The sequence below is a fragment of the Thioalkalivibrio sp. ALMg11 genome, assembly GCF_000377905.1.
Taxonomy (GTDB): domain Bacteria; phylum Pseudomonadota; class Gammaproteobacteria; order Ectothiorhodospirales; family Ectothiorhodospiraceae; genus Thioalkalivibrio.
On the sequence record NZ_KB898873.1, the window covers coordinates 83,974 to 106,301 of the forward strand.

The window sequence follows — 22,328 nt, forward strand, 5'->3', positions numbered from 1 at the left end:
ATGCAGATCAACCTGACCGGCCACCATGTGGACATCACCGACGCCCTGCGCGACTACGTCAACGAGAAATTCGCGAAGCTGGAGCGCCACTTCGACAAGGTCATCGACGTCCACGTTGTGCTGACACACGAGAAGACCCGGAATCAGCACAACCAGGCCGAGGCGAATCTCCAGGTCAGCGGCAATCACATCCATGCCGAGGCCTCTCACGAGGACATGTATGCCGCGATCGACGCGCTGATCGACAAGGTTGACCGCCAGCTGATCAAGCACAAGGAAAAGGTCAAGGACCACCACCGCGCCGAAGGTGCCCAGCGCAACCGCGAGCAGGCCTCCTGATCCATGACTATTGCCGAGCTGATCACCTCCGAGCGCATTGGCCTGAAGCCCGAGTGCTCCAGCCAGAAACGGGCCCTGGAGGCCCTGGCGGAACTCCTCGCCGGCGGGGGTGACGGCGCGGGACCGGGGAGCAACGCGATCTTCGAGGCCCTGTCCGCGCGCGAAAAACTCGGATCCACCGGTCTCGGCCATGGGGTCGCGATTCCCCATGGCCGCCTGGCCGATCTCGAGGCGCCGCGCGTGGCCGTGCTGCGCCTGGAAAAGGGCGTCGATTTCGACGCCATGGATCACGAGCCGGTCGATATCCTGATCGCACTGCTGGTCCCGGAGGCCGCCACCGGCGACCACCTCGACCTGCTGGCCCAGCTCGCCCGCGGCCTGTCGCAGCCAGATACCATCGGAGCCCTGCGCCGGGCCGGGGATGCGGCGGCCCTGGAACAGGAACTCGTGCACCGCTTCAGCGAGGGCTGAGTCCGTGGAACCCGCCTCCAGCCCCGATCCCGGCGCGCATCGAATCCCATGAACGAGGCGCTGGGAGAAGGCGGGATCGCCCGCGATATCAACGTGGAGAGCCTGATCCTGGCCATGGGAAACCGCCTGGATCTGCGCTTCGTGCACGGCGAGCAGGCGGCACCCGACCGCAAGCTGGTCGGCGACGATGGCGACGACTTGCCGCTCGCCGGCCATCTCAACCTGATCCGACCCAACCGCATCCAGATCATTGGCGATTTCGAGGCCCGCTACATCTCGAGTCTCAGTGACACCCAGTGCAACGAGCTGATCCTGGAGATGGCCCGCACCGGGACCACCGCGGTGATCTTCGCCGAGGACACCTCCCCGATCTCGGAGATGCCCGAGGCCCCGCAGGAGGCGCTGCCGCTGATCCTGCGCTCCAGCACCAGCAGCCACGAGATCATCTCGCTGCTGCGCTATTTCCTGCAGCAGCGCCTGGCCCATTTCGAGGTGCGCCATGGCGTGTTCATGGAGATCCTCGGGATCGGGGTGCTGATCAGCGGCGCCTCCAGCGTCGGCAAGAGCGAGGTCGCGCTGGAATTGATCTCGCGCGGGCACCGCCTGATCGCCGACGATGCCCCCGAGTTCGCACGCATTGCCCCCGATATCGTGCGCGGACACTGTCCGGCCCTGCTCCAGGACCTGCTTGAAGTCCGCGGGCTCGGAGTACTCAACATCCGCGCCATGTACGGCGATTCCGCGATCAAGGGCGGCAAGTATCTGCGCCTGATCATCGACCTGCGCGATCATGGCGAACCCTCGCCGGTCCCCGACGATCGGCTGAACGGGCGCCGCGGCGAGATCGATATCCTCGGCCTGCGCATCCCCTTGATCAGCCTGCCGATCGCGCCGGGTCGCAACATCGCGGTGATGATCGAGGCGGCCGTGCGCAACCACATGCTGCACATGCAGGGCTATATCGCTGGCGACGACCTGCGCGCACGCCAGCGCCGCCAGATGAGCGGCGAGGCCGAGGAGCCGCCCTACCATCGCGCGGTGCCCGCCACCACTGTCCCCAACCCGGATCCGGAAGGCTGACCCCGCCATGCACCTGCTGATCGTCAGTGGCCTGTCCGGGTCCGGCAAGACGGTGGCCCTGCACACACTGGAGGATGCCGGCTACTTCTGCGTCGACAACCTCCCGTTGCCGCTGCTGCCGGACCTGATCGATCAGGTCCGGCAGGGCCACTACGACACCGAGAGCGACCGCCACCTGGCCGTGGGCGTGGATGTGCGCAGCGGCCTGGAGGCCCTGGAGGGGTTCTCCGGTCTCCTGACGCAACTACGGGCGGACGGGGTACAGGTGGAGGTCCTGTTCCTGCAGGCGGCCAGCGAGGTGCTGCTGCGGCGCTACCACCTGACCCGCCGGCGCCACCCGCTGGCGCGCGACGGCGTGCCACTGGTCGAGGCCATCGACCGCGAAAGCGAGTGGCTGGGCCATGTGGCCGCGGAGGCCGACCTGACAGTGGACACCTCGCGCCTGTCGATGCACGACCTGGCGCGCACGCTGCGAGACCGCATAGGCGAGCGCGGGGAACACGAGCTATCCCTGCAGTTCCAGTCTTTCGGCTTCAAACACGGCGCGCCACTGGATTCCGACTTCGTGTTCGACGTGCGCTGCCTGCCCAACCCGCACTACGAAAGCAACCTGGCCGCCCTGACCGGTCGCGACCAGCCCGTGTGCGAGTTCCTTGAGCGCCACGCGGAGGTCGCGGCCATGTTCGACAGCATCCAGGGCTTTCTGTCGCAGTGGCTCCCACGCCTGCTGGATGACCACCGCAGCTATGTAACCGTCTCCATCGGTTGTACCGGCGGGCAACACCGCTCGGTGTATCTGGTGGAGCGCCTTGCAGCAGCGTGGCAGGACCGGGAACATGTTACTGTTAGCACCCGTCACCGCGAGCTGGGGAAACAGTAACCACTGGACGCGGGGCGAGGGCCTTCTGGAACCCGCAATCGGAGCAGATCCATGGGCGTTGGTCTCATTCTGATCACGCATCAAAACCTGGGCGATACCCTGCTGCAGACCGCGCAGAGCATGCTCGGGGGCCTGCCCGAGGACTGCGAGTCCATGGCGATGTCCCAGAACGACGACCCCGACGAGGTCCTGGCCCGCGCCCGCGAGCGCCTGGCTACCCTGGACAGCGGCTCGGGGGTGCTCATTCTGACCGACATGTTTGGCTCCACGCCATCCAACGTGGCGATTCGCGTCGCCCGTGGTGCAAATGCCCGCGTGATCGCCGGCGCCAACCTGCCGATGCTCATCCGCGTGCTCAACTATCAACACCTCCCCCTGACCGAGCTGGTCAACAAGGCCCTGTCCGGCGGCCATGACGGGATTCTCCTCTGCGATCAGGAGTGCAGCGATGCCGCAGCGCGTAGTCCCCATCGTTAATCGCCTGGGGATGCACGCGCGCGCCGCGGCCAAGTTCGTCAGCCTGGCCAGCCAGTTCGCCGCGGACGTCTCCGTCTCCCGCAACCAGCAGGAGGTGAATGGCAAGAGCATCATGGGCGTGATGATGCTGGCCGCCGCCCAGGGCAGCGAGATCACCATCGAGGCCGAAGGCAAGGATGCGCCGGAGGCACTGGATGCGCTGACGGAGCTGGTCGCCGACCGCTTCGGCGAAGAGGCCTGAAACTCCGAACGCCCACCCGTGCCGGCTGGTGAAGACCGGCACCCCGCGGGGGCGCTATCCTGGCCACGCCCCCGGATCGGAACCCGCCGCACCCAGCCCGTCGAGGCCGACCTGCTCAAGCTTGCGCTCCGCCAGCCGCACAGCGGCCGCCAGGGCCTGCTCCGGGGGCTCCCCGGAGACCAGCGCGTGGATCAACCCGGCATTGAAGGTATCCCCCGCCCCCACGCTGTCGACCACCCGCAGTCCGGACGTCGCTTCACAATGGTGGATCGCGCCCCGCACGGCCATCCAGGCCCCCGCCGCCCCGTCGGTGACGGTCAGGATGCGATCGGGAAACCGCTCGGCCAACTGCTTCAGTGCAGCCTTGGGAGTGTCCGCCACGCTCGCGGCCCAGTCGCGCGAGAGCATCACGACATCGGCATAGCCCAGGCATGCGTCGAGCCCCGGCCGGGGCTTCTCCAGCTCCAGCGACACCGGCTGGTCAAAGATCTGCTCCCGCACCGCCCGCAGGATGGAGGCAAGAGCCTCCGGGTTACGCCCTTCGAAGTGTAGCCAGTCATATTCCGGCCAGGGCACCCCTGCGAGATCCTCCACCTCGAGTTCGGGCAGGTCGCGGTGATGGACGATGGTGCGACTGCCCGTCGCCCGCGAGCGCAGAATATGGGAGGTCGGCGTCGCGCCGGGCCGGCGCACGCAGTGGCGAACATCCAGTCCGCGACCCTCCAGGGACTCGCTCAGGGCATCCCCGGCCGCACCCTGGGCGATGACCGCGGCCAGGCCAGGCCGATGGCCGAACTGCGCCAGGACCGTTGCAGTGTTGGTCGCGTTGCCTCCGGGCTGGGTGGTGCTGGCGAGCGCCCGGACCTCGTCGTCCTCGGCCGGGAAGGCCGCAACATCGAGGGTGTGATCGAGCGTGACAATGCCAGTGGCGAGGATGCGTGCCATACGGGCTCCCGTGATGAAGGATCGCCATTCTGGCGGGTAGCGCCGATTACGTCATCTCGCGTATTCGTCATCCTCGGATGCTCCTGCGACAATAAGCCCTCTGCCTCAGGAGGCTTCGACCCGTATGGCCACGTTCCCTTCTCCCGAATCCGCCGAAGCCGCCTTTTACGAGGCCTTTCAGGCGGGCGACGCGCAAGGCATGTGCGAGATCTGGCACGACAGTGCGGAGTGCGTCTGCATCCACCCCGGTGGCGAGCGCCTGCAGGGAACAGACATCATCCTGGAGAGCTGGGACGACATCCTGCCGGGGATGCGCGGGGTGATCGTACACCGGACCCAGGTGACCGCCATACCGGGCGAAGACCTCGTCCTTCACGTATTGCGGGAAAACCTGTATGTCCACGGCGAACGCCGCGGCGTCATGCTGGCGACCAATGGCTACCGCCATGACGGAGAAAGCTGGCGCATGGTGCTCCACCACGCCAGCCCGGACCCGGAACCCGCGTCGGAATGGCCCACCGGGGGTATGCACTGATGCCGACGGATGCCGATCGCTGCGTCGAGGCGTATTACGCCGCCTTTCGCGCCGCCGATATCGAACAGATGATGCGCCTCTGGGGCGAGCGCCCCGACATCGTCTGCATCCACCCGGGCAGCCCACGCGCCCACCGAGGCGTGGCGGAGGTGATGGAGAGCTGGCTGCTGGTCTTCGCGCGCGAACTGAATATCGGGATCGAACCGAAGATCGTGGGGCGCCACGAGGCCGGGGAGACCATCAGCGTGGTCATCGAAGAGGCGATCACGCGACCGGGCGACGTCGCTCCAACCGGGACGATCCTGATCAGCCAGACCTGGCGCTGGCTGGACACGGGCTGGCGCCTGCTGTTTCACCACGCCTCGCACGGGCGCCGGTCACCGCCGTCGCAGGACGGCATGTTCGTCCCCAATGGCGGCGGCAACACCCGCCACTAACGATCAGTGGGATCGACCACGAAGCGCACGAAGAAGGTCTAAAGCGAGTGCACCACAGAGAGCACGGACAAGGGCGGACGGCAGGTGTTTTCCGACGCAAAGGGGTCTGCTCACGGTATGGATGCGTGTCGTGAAGCGCCTCAACAACCGGAAACTGCCTCGCTGTGCTCCGCGTCCTCCGGGGTTCAAAACATCAGGTGACCACCGCCACCAGGCGTCCGGAAGATCGACGGAGCTCAGGGCCTTTCACTGTCCGCTGACCCGAATACGACCCCGCGTTGTGCCGGAACCGGCCACCGTGGATCGCTCGCGCCCTTACTTCGTGTCTTCGTGCGCTTCGTGGATAGAAACTAACCTTCGGAGCGCGGCTGGCAAAGGTCCGGGCGCTGCACCTGAAGGGCCGCGCATACGCCCTTGACCGCGTCGCGCACCCGCCGCCCCTTGCCCTCCAGCGTAAGGTCCGCGACCTCCTGATAGAGCGGATCGCGGACCGCGAACAACTCCTGAAGGCGGGCCTTCGGGTCCGCGGCCTCTGCGATCAGCGGGCGCTTGCGGTTACGTCGAGTCCGTCGAAACTGCTCCTCCACCGGCACCCGCAGGTAGATCACGAACTGATCGCGCAGGCGTTCCCGGTTCTCCGGGCGTTCGACAATCCCGCCGCCCGTGGCAATCACCGCCCCTTCGTATTGCACCAGCGACTCCAGCATCGCCGACTCGCGCTTGCGAAAGCCTGCCTCGCCCTCGAACTCGAAGATGGTCGGGATATCCACGCCGGTACGCCGCTGGATCTCCTGATCGGTATCGAAGAACGGCCGCCGCAGCAGTCCCGCGAGGCCGCGTCCGATTGTGCTCTTGCCGGCCCCCATCGGCCCTACCAATACGATGTTCTGCATGGGCGCCAAGGCTACTGGCTGGGCCGCCCAAAGAAAAGCCGGGGACAGGCCCCGGCTTTTAGCATCGTACCCGGAAGGGCACTTCCCGACGCAAAGTCCGTGCTCAATCGAGGATGCGCGGCGTCACGAAGATCAGAAGTTCCGCCTTGGTATTTTCGGCGAGATTATTCCGGAAAAGATTTCCCAGAAATGGAAGATCTCCAAAGAAAGGCACCTTTTCGATACGGTTGTTGCTCGTAATCTCATAGGTACCACCCAGAACGACCGTCTCGCCGTCGCCCACAAATACCTGTGTCTCTACAGTGCGACGGTTGAACGTCACACCATCACGAACGACTTCCCCCGGTTCATCCTTTGTGACGCGAATATCCATGATCACATTGCCATTGGGCGTAATCTGCGGCGTGACCTCGGTGGACAGATAGGCCTCAACCAACTCCGTTTGGGGGTTGCCCCCTTCATCTCGGACAATAATCGGGACATCAGTACCGTCTTCAATTAAAGCGCGCTGCCCATTCGTCGTGACAACGCGAGGGCTTGAAATAATTTCCCCCCGGCCTTCGACCTGCAGGGCGGACAGCTCCAAGTCCAACAACACACCGCGACGCAAGATACTGAAGGCCGCCGCGCCCGCATCAAAGTTCGATCCTGCCTGCCCAATCGACGGGAATGAGCTGCCTAGACGCTCGCCAAGAGCTACATCGCCAACCCCAGCCCCTCCGCGCGCACCACTCGCCCCCTCGAGTGAACCACTCCCTCCAATCTGAGTGTCTCCACGGGTACGTCCCCCACTTACGCCAAAACGAGCACCGAGTTCGCGACTGAAGTCATCGGTCGCTATAACGATACGAGTCTCAATCAAGACCTGCTGCACTGCCACGTCCAAAGTGGACACCAGCCGACGAACGTCCTCAATCCGACTCTGTGTATCTTGCAAGAGAAGGGTGTTGGTCCGGCTGTCCGTAGTTATGCTGCCGCGCTCGGACAGGAACTGACCACCTTCTTCGCTGCGAATCAGGGAAGCGATCTGCTCGGCCTGAGCAAAGTTGATTTGAACGAATTCGGTCCGCAAGGGCTCCAGTTCCTGTCGATCGCGCTGAGCCTCCATTTCCATGCGTTCACGGGCCGCGATCTCGTCGCTTGGCGCGACGTAGAGGACGTTCCCGTCCATGCGCTTGTCCAAACCACGCGCCTGGAGGATGACATCAAGCGCCTGATCCCAGGGCACGTTGTTGAGGCGCAGGGTGATGTTCCCGCCCACGGTGTCACTGACCACGATGTTCAGGTCGGTGAAGTCCGCCAGCAGCTGCAGAACCGAACGTACTTCGATGTCCTGGAAATTCAGGGACAGGCGCTCGCCAGCAAACTCTTCTTCCTCGCGGGCGCGCGCCTCACGCTCGGCCTCGGAGATCGGGGCGACTTCGAGGACGAACTGGCGATCACTCTGGTAGGAGATGATCTCGTACTCGCCGCGCGCCTCGATCTCCATGCGGACACGGTTGCGTTCGGCGACGGTGTCGATGGTGTGCACCGGGGTCGCGAAATCAACCACGTCGAGGCGACGTTCCAGCGACTCGTCAACCATCGCGCGCGGGAAGGTCATCTCGATCCGACCCGCCTGCTCGCGAACGTTGATCTCGGCCCCGGAGCGGGAGAGATCCACTTCGACGCGACCTTCGCCCTCGCTGCCGCGCCGGAAGTCGATCCCGGTGATCTCCATTGGACGGGCGCTGCGGGTCGTGGTGGTGGGTTCACCCGCACGATCCACGACCTGCTGGGTCCGGGCATCCGCCTCGGAAACCCCGCGGCCCAGCGTAAGGATGAGATTATTGCCCTCTACTCGAGTCTGGTACTCGGAGGCCTGAGTCAGGTTCAGGACCACCCGGGTGCGGTTGCCCGCCTCTACCGTACTCGCCCGCAGCACCGGCCCCACATTCAGGTCCGTCTCGCGCCGCGGCAGTGCGTTACCAACATTGGGCAGATCCAGGGCAATGCGCGGCGGTGAATCAATCGCAAAGGCTCGAATGTCGGAGGGTGGCGCCTCCGAGAAACGCAGATTTACCTGCACCCGGTCACCGCTCAGACTACCGGCCCGGATCTCTTCCAGTTCGGTGGCAGCCACCCCCTGGGACACCATGAACAGCAGGCCCGCAACGACCGTGCCTGCGAAAGCGCGCATGGAAGAACCCATGTTGAATCCCCTGTTGTTTGTGCCGACCGTGCGGCGAATGCTCGTCATCATGTTCTTCTCCCCCAACCGCTAATCGGTCAGCGCCACCGAGTTTTCACGTTCAACGTGACCGCCAAAGGCATCCGGCACGATCTCGACCAGCCGGATCCGAGTCGGCGTGATCTCGATGATCTCCCCGTGGTTCTGGCCCATGTAATTACCCGCGGTGACGCGTTGCACCCCACGGTCCGGAGTGCGCACCAGTGCGTAGCGCACGCCATGCTGCTCCAGCGCCCCCACCATCCGCAGCGAATCCAGCGGAAAGCCCTCGAGGAACTCGCGCGGGCGGTCAGGATCAATCTCGGCGTCTCCCGGCTGCCCCTCGGCCCCAGCCAACTCCGGCTGGGCGATCACCGACGAGTCGAAGGGCGACCGGGTATGCCCCGGATACATGTACGGCTCGTGCGGCTCAAGGGTGGGGATCGGTTCGATCCCGCTCCCCGGGCGTTCCTTGACCTCGGCGATGTACTGTTCGAGGTCACGGTTGTCCTGAGTGCAGCCCGAGATCAGGATCCCGCCGCTCAGGACCATGGCCAGTCCGGGCCACACCGCTCGCATGGAAGAATGCCTCATCAGTTCTCCTCCAGGTAGCGATAGGTGCGGGCGACCGCATCCATCAGCAGGTCGTTGTCGGAATCGCCCGGACGGACATGCATGTTATGCATGGTGACCACCCGAGGCAGGGCCGAGACACCGCTGACAAACTCCGCGAGATCCTCGTAATCGCCCCGGACGCGCAGACGGATCGGGACCTCGGCATAGAAGTCGCGCCGATTCTCGCCACGCGGCTCGAACAGCTCGATCTCGAGTCCGGCCTGCAGCCCCGTCTGCGAGATATCGACCAGCAGACTGGGGATCTCGGCACTACTGGGCAGCAGCTCGAGCAGCGAGGCGAACATGCGCTCCATCTCCTCCAGCTGATCCTCGTAGGCCTGGAGGTTGGCGGCCCGCTGCTGCTTGTCCTCGAACTCGCCGCGCAGCTGCAGCTCGCGGCTCTCCGCGCGTTCGAGCTCTGTCCGCTGATCGCCGATGAAGAGGTAGTAAGACAGGCCGAGGATGGCCAGGACAATCACGACCAGGATCAGGCCCTTCACGCCCCAGGAGGCTTCCCCGATGTTGTTGAAGTCGACCTGCTTGAGTTCATTGAGATCCATCAGGAATCCCCCTCTGCGGCATCCGGCCGGGTCTGTGTGGCATCCAGTCGGAAGTCACGCACCTGGAGGCGACCCTCCTCGCGGGTCTCGATGATCTGCAGGTTGGAACTGCCCAGCCAGGGCGAACCATCGATCCGGCGCATCAACGCGGAGATCCGGGTGTTGGACTCGGAGCGCCCGACCAGGCGCACATTCTCGCCTTCCTGGCGGATCTCGTTGAGATAAGTACCATCGGGCAGGGTCTCGACCAGCTGATCGAAAAGATGCACGGCCTCGGGCCGCTGCGCCTGCAGGGTCTGGATCACTTCCATTCGGGCAATAAGGGCCGCGCGCTGTTCGTCCAGATCGCGAATCCGGGCGATCTGACGATCCAGTTCGCGGATCTCGCTTTCCAGCATCTGGTTACGCGACTGCTGGTGGTCGATCAACGCGCCGATGAAGCTGTAGCCAACGAAGGCCAGCAGAACGCCGACCACCGCGGCGCCACCAACCGCGGCGAAGAACTGCTTGCGCCGCTGTTCGCGAGCCTTCTCGCGCCAGGGAAGGAGGTTGATATAAATCATGACGCATACCCCCGCACGGCCAGGCCACAGGCCGTCATCAGCGCCGGGGCATCATTGGCGAAACGTTCCTGGTTTACCCTTTTGGCCAACGCCATCCCACGGAACGGGTTCGCGATCGATACCGGCGTGCCGGCGGCCTCCTCGAGCAGTTCGTCCACGCCCGGGATGGCCGCACAGCCGCCACCCAGAAGGATGTGATCGATGGTGTCCTGCGGGCGGGTCACGTAGAAGTACTGCAGCAGCCGCTGGATCTGGTCGACCATGGTCTGCTTGAAGGGCTCGAGGATGGAGCTTGCGTAGTCGGTCGGCAGGTCGCCACTCATCTTGGCGGCGCCGGCCTCCTGATAATTCATGCTGTAGCGGCGCATGATCTCCTCGGTGAGCATGCGGCCGCCGAAATTCTGCTCGCGAGTGTAGACCACGCCCTCGTCCTGACTGACGACATACACGGCGGTCACCGAAGAGCCGACGTCCACGACCGCCACGATCGGCTTGCTCTCGCGGTCGGGGACCTGCTCCATCAAGCGCTCGGCGGTATGCTCGATCGCGTATGCCTCGACGTCGATCAGCTCGGGGGTCAACTTGGCCGCCTCGGCAATCGCCACACGGGAGTCAACGTTCTCGCGGCGCGAGGCGACCACCAGGACGTCGACCATCTCGGGGTTCTTCTCGTTCTTGCCGAGGACCTGGAAATCCAGGTTGACCTCTTCAAGCGTGTAGGGGATGTACTGATCCGCCTCCACGAAGACCTGACCCTCGAGCTCCGCATCGCCCAGCGCGGCCGACATCTGGATGGTCTTGGTGATCACGGCGGAGGACGGCACAGCCATCGCGCAGTGCTTGAGGCGGGTGCCGGAGCGCTTGACCGCCCGGGCGAGGGCATTACCCACGGCCTCGGTGTCCTGACAGACCTTGTCGACCATCACCCCATCGGGCAGCGGCTCGACCGCGAAGGCCTCGACCCGATAGCCCTTACCCTGTCGCGTCAGCTCCAGCACCTTGACGGCTGCCGAGCTGATATCCACGCCCAGGACCCCTTGTTTGGATTTTCCGAGACTCAGCACACATCCCCCTGTATACCCCGACGAAAGTAACTGGTAGCGTTACAATCACGTATGCTAGCTGGTTCACAATATACACCGCGACTTCAGGGTTGCAAGTCGCTTTGAAAGCGACTTCTCATCTTGGCCTCACTTTTTTTGCTGTCATGAATCCGCTCCTTAAGATTATTACGGCGCTGCTGGCCCTGATTCTGGCAGCCGGAATCGGCCTGTCCATCGCGGCGGCCGCCCTCTATGTTTACTACGCGCCGACCCTCCCGGAGGCCGACGCCGTACGCGATGTGCGCCTGCAGACTCCACTGCAGGTCCGCAGTGCGGATGGCCGCCTTATGGGTGAGTTCGCGGAAGAACGCCGCATTCCCGTCCCGATCGACGCGATCCCGCAGCAGGTTCGCGATGCCTTTATTGCGGCGGAAGACGAGCGCTTCTATGACCATCCGGGCGTGGATATCATGGGCCTCGCCCGCGCCGGACTGAATGTGATCTCCACCGGCGGCGAGCGCAGCCAGGGCGGCAGCACGATCACCATGCAGCTGGCGCGCAATATCTTCCTGACGCGCGAGCGCACCTACGAACGCAAGCTGCGCGAGATCTTCCTGGCCATCCGCCTGGAACAGGAACTCGAGAAGGACGAAATCCTCGAGCTATATCTGAACAAGATCTATCTGGGACAGCGCGCGTACGGGATCGAAGCCGCCTCGCGGGTATATTTCGGCCGATCGCTGGATGCGCTGGAACTGGACGAGATTGCCACGCTCGCCGCCCTGCCCAAGGCGCCGTCGACCACCAACCCGGTAAGCAATCCGCAACGGGCCGAGATCCGCCGCAACTACGTACTGCGGCGGATGCTGGAGACCGGGGTGATCGACGAGGACGCCTATGCCTCCGCGATCGAGCGCCCGGTGCTGTCTGAGCGCCACACCACAGCCACCGAGATCGACGCCCACTGGGTCGCCGAAATGGCCCGCCAGATGGTCGTGAACCTGTGGGGCGACGACGCCTACCGTCGCGGCCTGCAGGTGCATACGACGATCGACTCCCGCCAGCAGGAGGCGGCCAACCAGGCGCTGCGGGAAGGATTGCTGGAATATGACGAGCGTCACGGTTTTCGCGGTCCCGAGATGCGGATTCCGGGCAACACCCTGGAGGACGCCGAGGCACGCGAGCGCGCTCTGATCGCCATCGGAGTGCACGGACGACTGCTGTTTCCGGCCGTCGTCCTGGAACAGGGTGACGCCGGGGTACTGCGCGTCGACGGCGGCCGTATTGGCGAACTGGAGATCCTGCCGGAAGACCGCGAATGGGCTGGGTCACCGGCACTCGAACGCGGCGACGTGATCCGTATCCGTCCCTATACAGACGGCCGCTGGCGCCTGGCCCAAAAGCCGGAGGTCACCGGGGCCGTGATCGCCCAGGCCCCGCAGGACGGCGCCATCCTGGCTCTGGCCGGCGGCTTCGACTTCTTCGAAAACCGCTACGACCGCACGACCCAGGCGCAACGCCAGCCAGGATCCGCGTTCAAGCCGCTGGTCTACGCCCTGGCCCTGCGCGAGGGCCACCGGCCCGAAGGGCCCGTCATCGATGCGCCGATGGTCTTCAACGACCCCGCCCTGGGGGCCGAATGGCGCCCGCAGAACTACTCGCGGCGCTTCCACGGCGAAACCACCCTGCGCGAGGCACTCGCGAATTCCCGCAATCTGGCCTCCATCCGCCTGCTGGACCGCCTGGGCACCGGAAACGTGCACCAGGAGCTGACGCGCTTCGGTCTGGACCTGGAGAGGCAACCGAACAACCTGTCCATGGTCCTGGGCACCGGCTCGCTCACTCCGCTGCAGCTGAACAACGCCTATGGCGTGTTCGCCAGCGGTGGTCGCCTGAACAGCCCCTGGATCATCGCGCGCATCGAGACGGTGGACGGCGAGACCCTGTACGAGGCACCGACCGAACGTGCCTGTCCGGCGCCCTGCGCCAACCCGAAAGGACAGGATCTGCCGCTCGTCGCCAGCAGCGGCCCGCTGCAGTACACCGATCCGGTACCGGTCCTGGATCCCGGTGCCGCCTGGCAGATGAGCGACATGCTGCGCAGCGTGATCACCTCCGGCACGGGCCGTCGCGCCCTGGAGCTGGGACGCTCCGACCTGGCCGGCAAGACCGGCACCACCAACGACTACCGTGATGCCTGGTTCGCCGGGTTCAACGCGGAGCTGGTTGCGACCGCCTGGATTGGCTTCGACGACAACCGCGAGCTGGGCCGGCGCGAAAGTGGCGGTCGCGCGGCCCTGCCAATCTGGACCCGCTTCATGGGCAGCGTGCTGGCTGACCAGCCGGAGCGGCCCGTGGAGCGCCCCAACGACCTGGTCCGAGTCGCCATCCTGCCGAACGGCCAGCGCGCCCCCACCGACGACGCCCCGGGGGCGCGCAACCAGTGGCTGCTACCCCACCAGATTCCGGAACGCGGACACGTCATTCCAGGGAACGGCGACAACGGCAGCAGCGGAAACCAGCAACCCGAACTGGTCTTTTAAATGGCCAGCCCCTCGCGCGCGCGGAAGGAGCTGGCCCAGGAAGCCGCTCGCATCATGCTCGACGACGGCATCCGGGACTTCGGGCTGGCCAAGCGCAAAGCGGCGGAACACCTGGGCGTGGACGCCCGACACGATATGCCCGGCAACCTGGAGGTCCAGGAGGCCGCGATCGAACGCAGCCGCCTGTTCTCGGATCCGGCCAGCCGGGCCGCCTACCGCAGTCGTCTGGAGGCGGCTCTGGTCGTGATGGAACGCCTGGGACACCTGGAACCGCGCCTGGTCGGCCCGCTCCTTCAAGGGCTAGTGGAATCGCAACCGCTGATCAACCTGCATGCCTTCGCCGAGACGGTGGAAGAGGTCATCCTGGAGATGGGGGATCGGGGGATTCACAGCGAGACCGGCGAGCGCCGTTACCGCAGCCGGCAGGGGCGCGAACAGCGCATCCCCTTCCTCGCCTTCCGCGGACCGAACGACACCGACATTGAGCTCACGGTATTCCCGCTGAACGGCCTGCGCCAGGCGCCACCGTCGCCGGTGGACGGACGCCCGATGCAACGCGCAACCCGCGTGGACGTAGAGAAAATGCTGACGGAGGCCGGCGCCGACGAGGCACCGGCCGCGGCGGAGTAACCAGTCCGAACCAACGCGCCGGGCTACCGGCGATAGTTCGTGACCGTCTCCACCATCGCGGCGACCCGCTCGGGGTCGATCCCCGGATGAATGCCGTGGCCCAGATTGAAGACATGGCCGGTGTCGCGGTCGAATCCATCCAGCACCCGCTGGGTCTCTTCGCGGACCACCGCCTCGGGCGCGTAGAGCACCGACGGATCGAGGTTGCCCTGCAGCGCAACGCGATCGCCGACCCGCCGGCTGGCCTCGGCAATCTCGATGGTCCAGTCCAGCCCCAGGGCATCCGCCCCGGTGTCCGCCATCATCTCCAGCCAGGCACCGCCACCCTTGGTGAACAGGGTCACCGGGACCCGGCGGCCGTCGTTTTCACGGATCAAGCCATCGACGATGCGCTGCATGTAAGCCAGCGAGAACTCGCGATAGGCCCTCGGAGTGAGCGAGCCACCCCAAGTGTCAAAGATCATCACCGACTGGGCACCGGCGCGGATCTGCGCGTTCAGATAATCGGTCACCGCAGTGGCGACCTTTTGCAGCAGGGCGTGCATCGCCTGCGGCTCGCCGTACATCAGACGCTTGGTCTCGGCGAAGTCGCGCGAACCCTGGCCCTCGACCATGTAGGTCGCCAGCGTCCATGGGCTGCCGGCAAAGCCGATCAGCGGGACCTGGCCGTCCAGCTCGCGGCGGATCAGGCGCACCGCGTCCATCACGTAGCGCAGCTCCTGCTCCGGGTCCGGCACCGGGAGGTTCTCGATCGCCTCCAGCGTGCGCACCGGCTCGCGGAAACGCGGACCCTCGCCGGTCTCAAAATACAGACCCAGGCCCATCGCGTCGGGGATGGTCAGGATGTCGGAGAACAGGATCGCCGCATCCAGGGGAAACCGGCGCAGCGGCTGCATGGTGACTTCACAGGCCAGCTCCGGGTTCTGGCACAGGCTCATGAAGCTGCCGGCCTGGGCGCGGGTCTCGCGATATTCCGGCAAGTAGCGTCCAGCCTGGCGCATGATCCAGATCGGTGGGCGCTCCACCGGTTCGCGCAGCTGGGCTCGCAGGAGGAGGTCGTTCTTCAGGTTCTGGGACATCGAAAGGCTCAAACGCCGAGGTATTCAAGGATGCCTTCGGCGGCCTCGCGGCCCTCGAAGACGGCGGTGACCACCAGGTCGGAACCGCGCACCATGTCGCCGCCGGCAAACACCTTCGGATTGCCGGTCTGGAAGGCGCGCTCGCCCACGGTCTGCACGCGGCCGCCCTCGTCGATCCCGATCTTGTAGTCGGCAAACCAGTCGGACGGCGAAGGGCGGAAGCCGAAGGCGATCAGCACGCGGTCGGCCGGGATCACGTGCTCCGAGCCGGGAACCGGCTCGGGCCGCCGGCGGCCGCGTTCGTCCGGGGCGCCCATCTGGGTGCGCACGACCTTCACGCCCTCGACCTTGCCGTCACCGACGATCTCTACCGGCTGCACGTTGAACTCGAAATGCACGCCCTCTTCGCGCGCATGCACCACTTCCTTGCGCGAGCCGGGCATGTTCTCTTCGTCGCGGCGATAGGCGCAGGTCACCGACGCCGCGCCCTGGCGGATCGAGGTACGGTTGCAGTCCATCGCGGTATCGCCACCGCCCAGCACGACCACGCGCTGGTCGGCCATATCGATGAAGTCGTCGCCTTCCTCCTGCGGCCACCCCATCACCTGGCGGATGTTGGAGATCAGAAACGGCAGTGCAGGATAAACGCCTTGCAGGTCCTCGCCGGGGAAGCCGCCCTGCATCGCGGTGTAGGTACCCATGCCGAGGAACACAGCGTCGTATTCCTCCAGCAGGGCATCCATCGCGATGTCACGGCCGATCTCGGTGTTCAGGCGGAATTCGACGCCCATCCCCTCGAGGATCTCGCGGCGAGTGCGGATCACGTGCTTTTCCAGCTTGAACGGCGGGATGCCGAAGGTCAGCAGACCGCCGATCTCCGGGTAACGGTCATACACCACCGCCTGCACGCCGTTGCGTGCCAGGATGTCCGCGCAGCCAAGCCCCGCGGGACCGGCGCCGATCACCGCGACCCGCTTGCCGGTCGGGGTGACGTCGGACAGATCCGGACGCCAACCGGCCTTCAGGGCCTCGTCGGTGATGTACTTCTCGACCGAGCCGATGGTGACCGCGCCAAAGCCGTCATTCAGGGTGCAGGCCCCTTCACACAGGCGATCCTGCGGGCACACGCGGCCGCAGACTTCGGGCAGCGAGTTGGTCTTGTGCGAGAGCTCGGCGGCCGCAAACAGGTTGCCCTCCTCCACCAGCTTCAACCAGTTGGGGATGAAGTTGTGGACCGGGCACTTCCATTCGCAATAGGGATTGCCGCAGGCCAGGCAACGGCCAGCCTGCTGACCGGCAGTCCCAGGGTCGAACTGACCAATGATCTCGCCGAACTCGTGGATCCGGATCTCGGCGGGGGTCTTCTGGGGGTCCTGGCGCGGGAGGTCCAGGAACTGCATCGGATTGGAAGCCATGGAACACTCGCTCCGACGAAATCGGGATAGGGGCCGCGATGGGCCCGGGGAGTTCGGCCGGGGTCCGGCCCGTAGTCAGCCCTGCAGGGCGGCGCGCACCTTCTGGCTCACCTGGCCCATGTCCGCACGCCCGAAGACCCGGGGTTTCAGCACACCCATTACGCGGCCCATGTCACCCGGGGCGCTGGCGCTGGTCTCGGCAATTGCCTCGCTCACCAACTGGTCCAGAGCGGCCGCGTCCAGCGGCTCGGGCATGTATTCCTCGATAATGACGACCTCGGCGGCCTCGCGCTCGGCGAGGTCCTCGCGACCGCCCTTCTTATACTGATCGATGGAATCGCGCCGCTGCTTGAGCATGCGGTTGAGGATCGCCAGCACGGTGTCGTCGTCGGCCTCGCGCCGCTCGTCCACCTCGAACTGCGACACCTCGGCCTGAATCATGCGTAAAGCGGCCAGGCGGTCCTTCGCCCGGGCCCGCATGGCCTGCTTGACGTCATCCTGCAACCGGGCCTTGAGCGACATCTTTGGGTCCTCGGGTCCGGGCAGACACCCGGACGGGGTTCAGTACAGACGCACCCGGCGGGTCATGTCGCGGGAATTCTTCTTGAGCTGACGCTTCACCGCGGCAGCGGCCTTACGCTTGCGCTCGGTGGTCGGCTTCTCGTAGTACTCACGGCGGCGGACTTCCGCGACCACGCCGGCTTTCTCGCAGGTGCGCTTGAAACGGCGCAGGGCGACCTCGAAGGGCTCATTCTCACGAATTCGTACGTGCGGCATACAATCTCCGAAACGGATGCAGGATCATCTCGATCAAAAATAACAAAACCGGCCGCCAGACACTCCGGGCGACCATGCAGAACTCCCTATGGTAATCCAACCGGCGCCAATTGCAAAAGTCCGTGAAACGATCCGCACCATACGGAATGCCCGGCTTACGCCGCCGTCGGCCCGCACGCTATGATGACGGGCATGGAAAGTCTCAACGTAGAACTGGGCGAACGCGGCTACCCGATCCACATCGGGCCGGGCATGCTGACCGAACCGGAGCGGCTCCGCCCGGCGCTGCACGGCCGGCGCGTCGCCGTGGTGACCAACACCACGGTCGGTCCACTGTACGGCGACACCCTGCGCCGGAACCTCGCTGCATGTGACATCAGCGGGGAACCGCTATGGATCGAACTGCCCGACGGCGAACAGCACAAGACCCTCGCGACCGCGGAGACCATCCTGACCCGGCTGCTGGAGGCGCGCCTGGATCGCGGCAGCCGCATCGTCGCCCTGGGCGGCGGGGTGGTCGGGGATATCGCCGGGTTTGCGGCCGCGGTCTACCAGCGCGGTATCGACTTCGTTCAGATTCCAACCACCCTGCTCGCCCAAGTCGACTCCTCGGTTGGCGGCAAGACCGGTGTCAATCATCCGCTGGGCAAGAACATGATCGGCGCCTTCCATCAACCACGCGCCGTCGTCATCGACACCGACACCCTCAAGACCCTGCCCCAGCGCGAGCTGCAGGCGGGCCTGGCCGAGGTGATCAAGTACGGCCTGATCCGCGACGCCGAGTTCTTCGCTTGGCTGGAGGAACACATCGACGCCCTGCGCACACTGGAACCCGAGCCGCTGGCCTACGCTATCCGTCGCTCCTGCGCCTGCAAAGCCGAGATCGTCGCCGCCGACGAGCGCGAGGGCGGTATCCGCGCCCTGCTGAACCTGGGCCACACCTTCGGCCACGCGATCGAGGCCGGCATGGGCTACGGCGCCTGGCTGCATGGCGAGGCCGTAGGCACCGGCATGGCCATGGCCGCACGCATGTCCGAACGCATGGGCTGGCTGGATACCGCTGGTCGTGAACGCGCCGAGGCCCTGATCCAGCGCGCCGGCCTGGCCCTGGAACCGCCGGGGGCGGTGACCCCGGACCGCTTCCGCGAACTGATGGCAATCGACAAGAAGGTGGCCAGCGGCCGCCTGCGCCTGGTCCTGCTGCGCGGCATTGGCGAAGCCGTCCTCACCGACGCGTTCGATCAGGACGCCCTGGACGACACCCTGCACGAGCATGCCCGTGTCGCCTGAAACCATGGCCACCCCCAACGCCGCCGCACCGGGCCTGGCGCCCTACGCCTGCGACCCCGCACGTTCGCGCGGCCGCGCCCAGGCCGAGGCCGCGCCGCGTCACCGCAGCGACTTCCAGCGCGACCGCGACCGCATCGTGCATTCCAGCGCCTTTCGCCGGCTGGAGTACAAGACCCAGGTCTTCATCAGCCACGAGGGCGACCTGTTCCGCAACCGCCTGACCCATTCGCTGGAGGTCGCGCAGATCGGGCGCTCCATCGCGCGCGCCCTGCAACTGAACGAGGACCTGACCGAGGCCGTCGCGCTGGCGCACGATCTCGGCCACACCCCCTTCGGGCATGCCGGACAGCACGCGCTGAATGCCTGCATGCGCGAGCACGGCGGCTTCGAGCACAATCTGCAGTCGCTGCGCATCGTCGACCTGCTGGAGCGCCACTACGCCGACTTCGACGGCCTCAACCTCACCTACGAGACCCGCGAGGGCATCCTCAAGCACTGCGCACCCGAGAAGGCGCGCCAGCTGGGCGAGATCGGGGTGCGTTTCCTGCAGAAGGAACAGCCGAGCCTCGAGGCCCAGCTCGCGAACGTCGCCGACGAAATCGCCTACAACAATCACGACGTCGATGACGGCCTGCGCTCCGGGCTGCTCACCATGGACCGCCTCGCCGAGGTCACCCTGTTCCGCGACTGCCGCGAGACGGTCCAGGCCCGGTATCCGAACCTGGACCCGCGTCGCATCCAGCACGAGACCGTCCGGCGCATGATCGACGCCCTGGTCGGCGACCTGATCGAGACCAGCCAGGCCGCGATCGACCACCAGCGCCCGCAAACCCCCGACGACGTGCGCCGCGCCGGCGAGGCACTGATCCGTTTCAGCCCGCAGATGGCGGAACAGGCGCGCGAGCTCAAGGGCTTCCTGCGCGAAAACCTCTACCATCACCACCAGGTCCACGGGGTAATGCACAAGGCCCGCCAGCTGATCCACGATCTGTTTGCCGCGTTCGAGTCGGAGCCACGCCTGATGCCCGAGCACTACCAGCGGCATGCCGACGAGATGGCCACCCACGACGCGCACGGGCCGCAACGCGCCATCGCCGACTACATTGCCGGCATGACCGACCGCCACGCCATCCGTGAACACCACCGCCTGTTCGACCTGGGCACGCTGACCTGAAAAGGAATTCGATGGCGCTTTCCGAACAATGCCTGGAACACCTCGGCCTGCACGCGCCGCCGTTTGACGACGCGCCCGACGAGACCTTCATCTACAGCGACCCGCTGCTGGATGGCCTGCTCGAGTCCGCGCGGGCTGCCCTGAACGGCCCCGGCGCAGTCGTGCTGATGACCGGCGAGAACGGTTCCGGCCGCAGCCTCCAGCTAATGCGACTGCTGGCGATGCTGCCCGATCCGTTCGAGCTGATCGCCTTCCGTGCGCGCATCAACACCCAGTTCGAGTCGGTGGACAACACCATCCGCAATTACCTGCGCTCGCAGAACGCGGACGATCCCGATCGCCCTCTGACCGAACTCCTCGGCGACCGCGTCGCCGAAGGCGTCGACCCGGTTATCGCGATGGATGACGCGCACCTGGTCGGCACCGACATCGTCAACAACCTGATGCGCATGCGCAGCGAAATCCTTGCCAGGCAGGGCCGCGCCCCGCGCATCATCCTGGTCGGTTCCAGTGGGCTACTGCGCCGCCGCCTTTACCTGCCCGACCCCTCCGACGAGGACCAGGTCACTCGCGTCAGCCTCCGCGCGTTCAACCTGGAGCAGACCGCGGCCTACCTGCGCCACCGCCTGCAGGCCGCGGGCCTGGCCGACCCCGATCGCCTGCTGGATGCAGACGCCATCCATCACCTGCAGACCACCAGTCAGGGCCTGCCCGGCAACCTCAACCGCGAGGCCAACAGCTTCCTCGAACGCCAGTGCCGCAGCGAGCGCCGGGCCGGTGCCGCGGGCAGCACTGCCCCGGGGGTAGCCGCAGGCGACGCGGCCGAGGCAGACGCCGACATGGAACCGCAAGAGGGGGAGCCCGCGCTCACCCCCTCCACCCGCGAGGCCGAGCCGGCGAGCGAGACGCCCCCAGAGCCGACCATCCGCGCCAGCCGCGACCCGGACGACGACCACTTCACCCCGGCGGCCGAGGCCCTCGCCGCGTCCAATCCGACGCCCGACCCGCCCCGCGAGGCAGCCACCGATGCGCCAACGGGCGAGCCGGGCGGCATCGACGCCGACGACCGCATCCCGGAGCCGCCGGCGGCGGAAAACGTCGCATTCTGGAACCAGCGCTGGTTCGTCCCGGCAGTAGCCATCACCGTGGCCCTGGGCATCGCCGCCCCGGTCGCCTGGCAACTACTGGAGACGGAACCCGCGCCGACCGACAGCGAGATCATCGAACTGCCCCTGCCCGAGCCGCGCATCACCGAGGCCGAGCCGGAACCCGCGCCCGAGGGGCCGGGGCCCACCACCGACGACGAAGTCGCCGTGGCCGATCCACTGGACTTGCCGCCTCCGGCCGAGGCCGAACCGACCGAGCCGGAGACCGCTACCCCGACCCCGGGCGAGCCCGAACCCGAAACGCCCGCGGAAGCCGTGGAGCCGGAGCCCGCCTCCGAGCCCGAGCCCGAGCCCGAAACCACTCCGGAGCCCGAGCTCGCGCCGGAACCGACACCTGCGCCCGAGCCGGAACCCGCCACCGAAGAACCGGCCGCAGAGGACGCCGACGCCGGACGCCTGCGCAACGACCGCGCCTGGTTGAACGACCAGGACGGCGGCGCCACAACCATCCAGCTGCTGGCCGCGCCGAACATGGGGGCCGCACGGGCCTATGCCGATCAGCACGACCTGGGCGGCATCCGCTACATCCCCACGCAGGTCAACAACCGCGAATTCGTGGTGATCCTGGCCGGGGTCTTCCCCGACCGAGCGGCCGCCCAGCGCGCCGCGGAAGACCTGCCAGCCGCCGTGCGCAGCGACGAACCCTGGATCCGCTCCATCGGCTCGGTCCAGAACGCCGTCCGCGACTGATCCGGCCACCTGCGTCCACCCCAAAGCGCGCGAAAAAGTTCAAGGGCGATGCACCACAGAGGGCACGGAGAGGGAAGGTAATTCCTGATTGGAACGCCCCCTCCGCAATCGCCCCTGGATGGCTGACCTCCCGCGGTTCGACTCCGCAGGGAGCAGGATGCTGTTGAGCAAAGCGAAACGCATCGATCCGGGAACCTCGCCGCCGCGGGATGACGCTCCGCTCATCACATCCTACCGCCCCCTGGGAACCCTTCTTCCGTTTTTTCCGTGCCCTCT

The 22,328-nt window shown here is 66.1% G+C and carries 24 protein-coding genes; 13 read left to right on the top strand and 11 right to left on the bottom strand.

All coding sequences use genetic code 11. The features are described 5' to 3' along the window. The 6 genes from hpf to D578_RS0105570 are packed head-to-tail and all read left to right on the top strand — an operon-like array spanning position 1 to position 3,488. Positions 1-339 (top strand): ribosome hibernation-promoting factor, HPF/YfiA family, encoded by a 339-nt coding sequence (gene hpf / locus D578_RS0105545; RefSeq protein ID WP_018144530.1) that lies wholly within the window; start codon positions 1-3, stop codon positions 337-339. Between the two features lie 3 nt (positions 340-342). Further along, entirely contained in the window at positions 343-810 is a 468-nt protein-coding gene (locus D578_RS0105550; RefSeq protein ID WP_018948974.1) for a PTS sugar transporter subunit IIA, read from the top strand. A 48-nt stretch (positions 811-858) separates the two neighbouring features. Continuing rightward, entirely contained in the window at positions 859-1,890 is a 1,032-nt protein-coding gene (hprK, locus tag D578_RS0105555) for an HPr(Ser) kinase/phosphatase (protein WP_018948975.1), read from the top strand. Between the two features lie 7 nt (positions 1,891-1,897). Next, entirely contained in the window at positions 1,898-2,770 is an 873-nt protein-coding gene (rapZ, locus tag D578_RS0105560) for an RNase adapter RapZ (RefSeq protein WP_018948976.1), read from the top strand. Between the two features lie 51 nt (positions 2,771-2,821). Next, complete coding sequence (locus D578_RS0105565) at positions 2,822-3,247, top strand: PTS sugar transporter subunit IIA (protein WP_018948977.1); 426 nt, start codon at positions 2,822-2,824, stop codon at positions 3,245-3,247. After that, the gene (locus tag D578_RS0105570; protein ID WP_018948978.1) at positions 3,219-3,488 is read left to right on the top strand and encodes an HPr family phosphocarrier protein; all 270 of its coding nucleotides are present in this window, start codon (positions 3,219-3,221) and stop codon (positions 3,486-3,488) included. Before D578_RS0105565 ends, D578_RS0105570 begins: the two co-directional genes overlap by 29 nt. 54 nt (positions 3,489-3,542) lie before the next feature. On the opposite strand, the gene D578_RS0105575 is transcribed toward D578_RS0105570, so the two are convergent. Further along, complete coding sequence (locus D578_RS0105575) at positions 3,543-4,433, bottom strand: PfkB family carbohydrate kinase (RefSeq protein ID WP_018948979.1); 891 nt, start codon at positions 4,431-4,433, stop codon at positions 3,543-3,545. A 124-nt stretch (positions 4,434-4,557) separates the two neighbouring features. On the opposite strand from D578_RS0105575, the gene D578_RS0105580 reads away from it, so the two are divergent. Beyond that, positions 4,558-4,968, top strand: a complete 411-nt coding sequence (locus D578_RS0105580) for a nuclear transport factor 2 family protein (RefSeq protein ID WP_018948980.1) — start codon at positions 4,558-4,560, stop codon at positions 4,966-4,968. Then, positions 4,944-5,405, top strand: a complete 462-nt coding sequence (locus D578_RS0105585; RefSeq protein WP_018948981.1) for a nuclear transport factor 2 family protein — start codon at positions 4,944-4,946, stop codon at positions 5,403-5,405. The genes D578_RS0105580 and D578_RS0105585 overlap by 25 nt, the downstream gene beginning before the upstream one ends. Before the next feature lie 350 nt (positions 5,406-5,755). Here the strand turns inward: D578_RS0105585 and D578_RS0105590 are convergent, their stop codons facing one another. From D578_RS0105590 to D578_RS0105615, 6 genes are all read right to left on the bottom strand, one after another. After that, a complete protein-coding gene (locus D578_RS0105590) occupies positions 5,756-6,298 on the bottom strand; it encodes a shikimate kinase (RefSeq protein ID WP_018948982.1) in 543 nt (180 codons plus the stop codon). A gap of 103 nt (positions 6,299-6,401) precedes the next feature. After that, positions 6,402-8,540 (bottom strand): type IV pilus secretin PilQ, encoded by a 2,139-nt coding sequence (gene pilQ / locus D578_RS0105595; protein WP_026289203.1) that lies wholly within the window; start codon positions 8,538-8,540, stop codon positions 6,402-6,404. Positions 8,541-8,558: 18 nt separating this feature from the next. Next, positions 8,559-9,086, bottom strand: coding sequence for a pilus assembly protein PilP (locus D578_RS0105600; RefSeq protein WP_018948984.1), 528 nt, complete (start codon positions 9,084-9,086; stop codon positions 8,559-8,561). Positions 9,087-9,100: 14 nt separating this feature from the next. Further along, the gene (locus D578_RS0105605) at positions 9,101-9,682 is read right to left on the bottom strand and encodes a type 4a pilus biogenesis protein PilO (RefSeq protein WP_018948985.1); all 582 of its coding nucleotides are present in this window, start codon (positions 9,680-9,682) and stop codon (positions 9,101-9,103) included. Further along, on the bottom strand, positions 9,682-10,245 hold the full coding sequence (locus D578_RS0105610; RefSeq protein ID WP_018948986.1) for a PilN domain-containing protein: 564 nt from the start codon (positions 10,243-10,245) through the stop codon (positions 9,682-9,684). The genes D578_RS0105605 and D578_RS0105610 overlap by 1 nt, the downstream gene beginning before the upstream one ends. Next, positions 10,242-11,309 (bottom strand): pilus assembly protein PilM, encoded by a 1,068-nt coding sequence (locus tag D578_RS0105615; protein ID WP_042798362.1) that lies wholly within the window; start codon positions 11,307-11,309, stop codon positions 10,242-10,244. The genes D578_RS0105610 and D578_RS0105615 overlap by 4 nt, the downstream gene beginning before the upstream one ends. A gap of 143 nt (positions 11,310-11,452) precedes the next feature. On the opposite strand from D578_RS0105615, the gene D578_RS0105620 reads away from it, so the two are divergent. Continuing rightward, positions 11,453-13,831 (top strand): penicillin-binding protein 1A, encoded by a 2,379-nt coding sequence (locus D578_RS0105620; RefSeq protein WP_018948988.1) that lies wholly within the window; start codon positions 11,453-11,455, stop codon positions 13,829-13,831. Beyond that, a complete protein-coding gene (locus D578_RS0105625; protein WP_018948989.1) occupies positions 13,832-14,461 on the top strand; it encodes a hypothetical protein in 630 nt (209 codons plus the stop codon). 23 nt (positions 14,462-14,484) lie between these two features. On the opposite strand, the gene hemE is transcribed toward D578_RS0105625, so the two are convergent. The 4 genes from hemE to rpsU form a co-directional block, all read right to left on the bottom strand. Continuing rightward, positions 14,485-15,540: a uroporphyrinogen decarboxylase gene (hemE, locus tag D578_RS0105630; RefSeq protein ID WP_018948990.1), complete on the bottom strand. Its 1,056-nt coding sequence runs from the start codon at positions 15,538-15,540 to the stop codon at positions 14,485-14,487. An 8-nt stretch (positions 15,541-15,548) separates the two neighbouring features. After that, a complete protein-coding gene (locus D578_RS0105635) occupies positions 15,549-16,955 on the bottom strand; it encodes an FAD-dependent oxidoreductase (RefSeq protein ID WP_018948991.1) in 1,407 nt (468 codons plus the stop codon). A 75-nt stretch (positions 16,956-17,030) separates the two neighbouring features. Beyond that, complete coding sequence (locus tag D578_RS0105640) at positions 17,031-17,477, bottom strand: GatB/YqeY domain-containing protein (RefSeq protein WP_018948992.1); 447 nt, start codon at positions 17,475-17,477, stop codon at positions 17,031-17,033. A 39-nt stretch (positions 17,478-17,516) separates the two neighbouring features. After that, positions 17,517-17,732, bottom strand: coding sequence for a 30S ribosomal protein S21 (gene rpsU / locus D578_RS0105645; protein ID WP_018144550.1), 216 nt, complete (start codon positions 17,730-17,732; stop codon positions 17,517-17,519). Between the two features lie 180 nt (positions 17,733-17,912). On the opposite strand from rpsU, the gene aroB reads away from it, so the two are divergent. Genes aroB through D578_RS0105660 form a run of 3 tightly spaced genes read left to right on the top strand, consistent with a single transcriptional unit; the run spans position 17,913 to position 22,052 of the window. Next, positions 17,913-19,022 carry a 3-dehydroquinate synthase gene (gene aroB, locus D578_RS0105650; RefSeq protein ID WP_018948993.1) on the top strand — a complete coding sequence of 370 codons (1,110 nt, stop codon included), beginning with the start codon at positions 17,913-17,915 and terminating at the stop codon, positions 19,020-19,022. Between the two features lie 4 nt (positions 19,023-19,026). Continuing rightward, entirely contained in the window at positions 19,027-20,196 is a 1,170-nt protein-coding gene (locus D578_RS0105655) for a deoxyguanosinetriphosphate triphosphohydrolase (protein ID WP_018948994.1), read from the top strand. Between the two features lie 11 nt (positions 20,197-20,207). Next, positions 20,208-22,052 (top strand): SPOR domain-containing protein, encoded by a 1,845-nt coding sequence (locus D578_RS0105660; RefSeq protein ID WP_018948995.1) that lies wholly within the window; start codon positions 20,208-20,210, stop codon positions 22,050-22,052. The last annotated feature ends 276 nt before the right edge of the window (positions 22,053-22,328 follow it).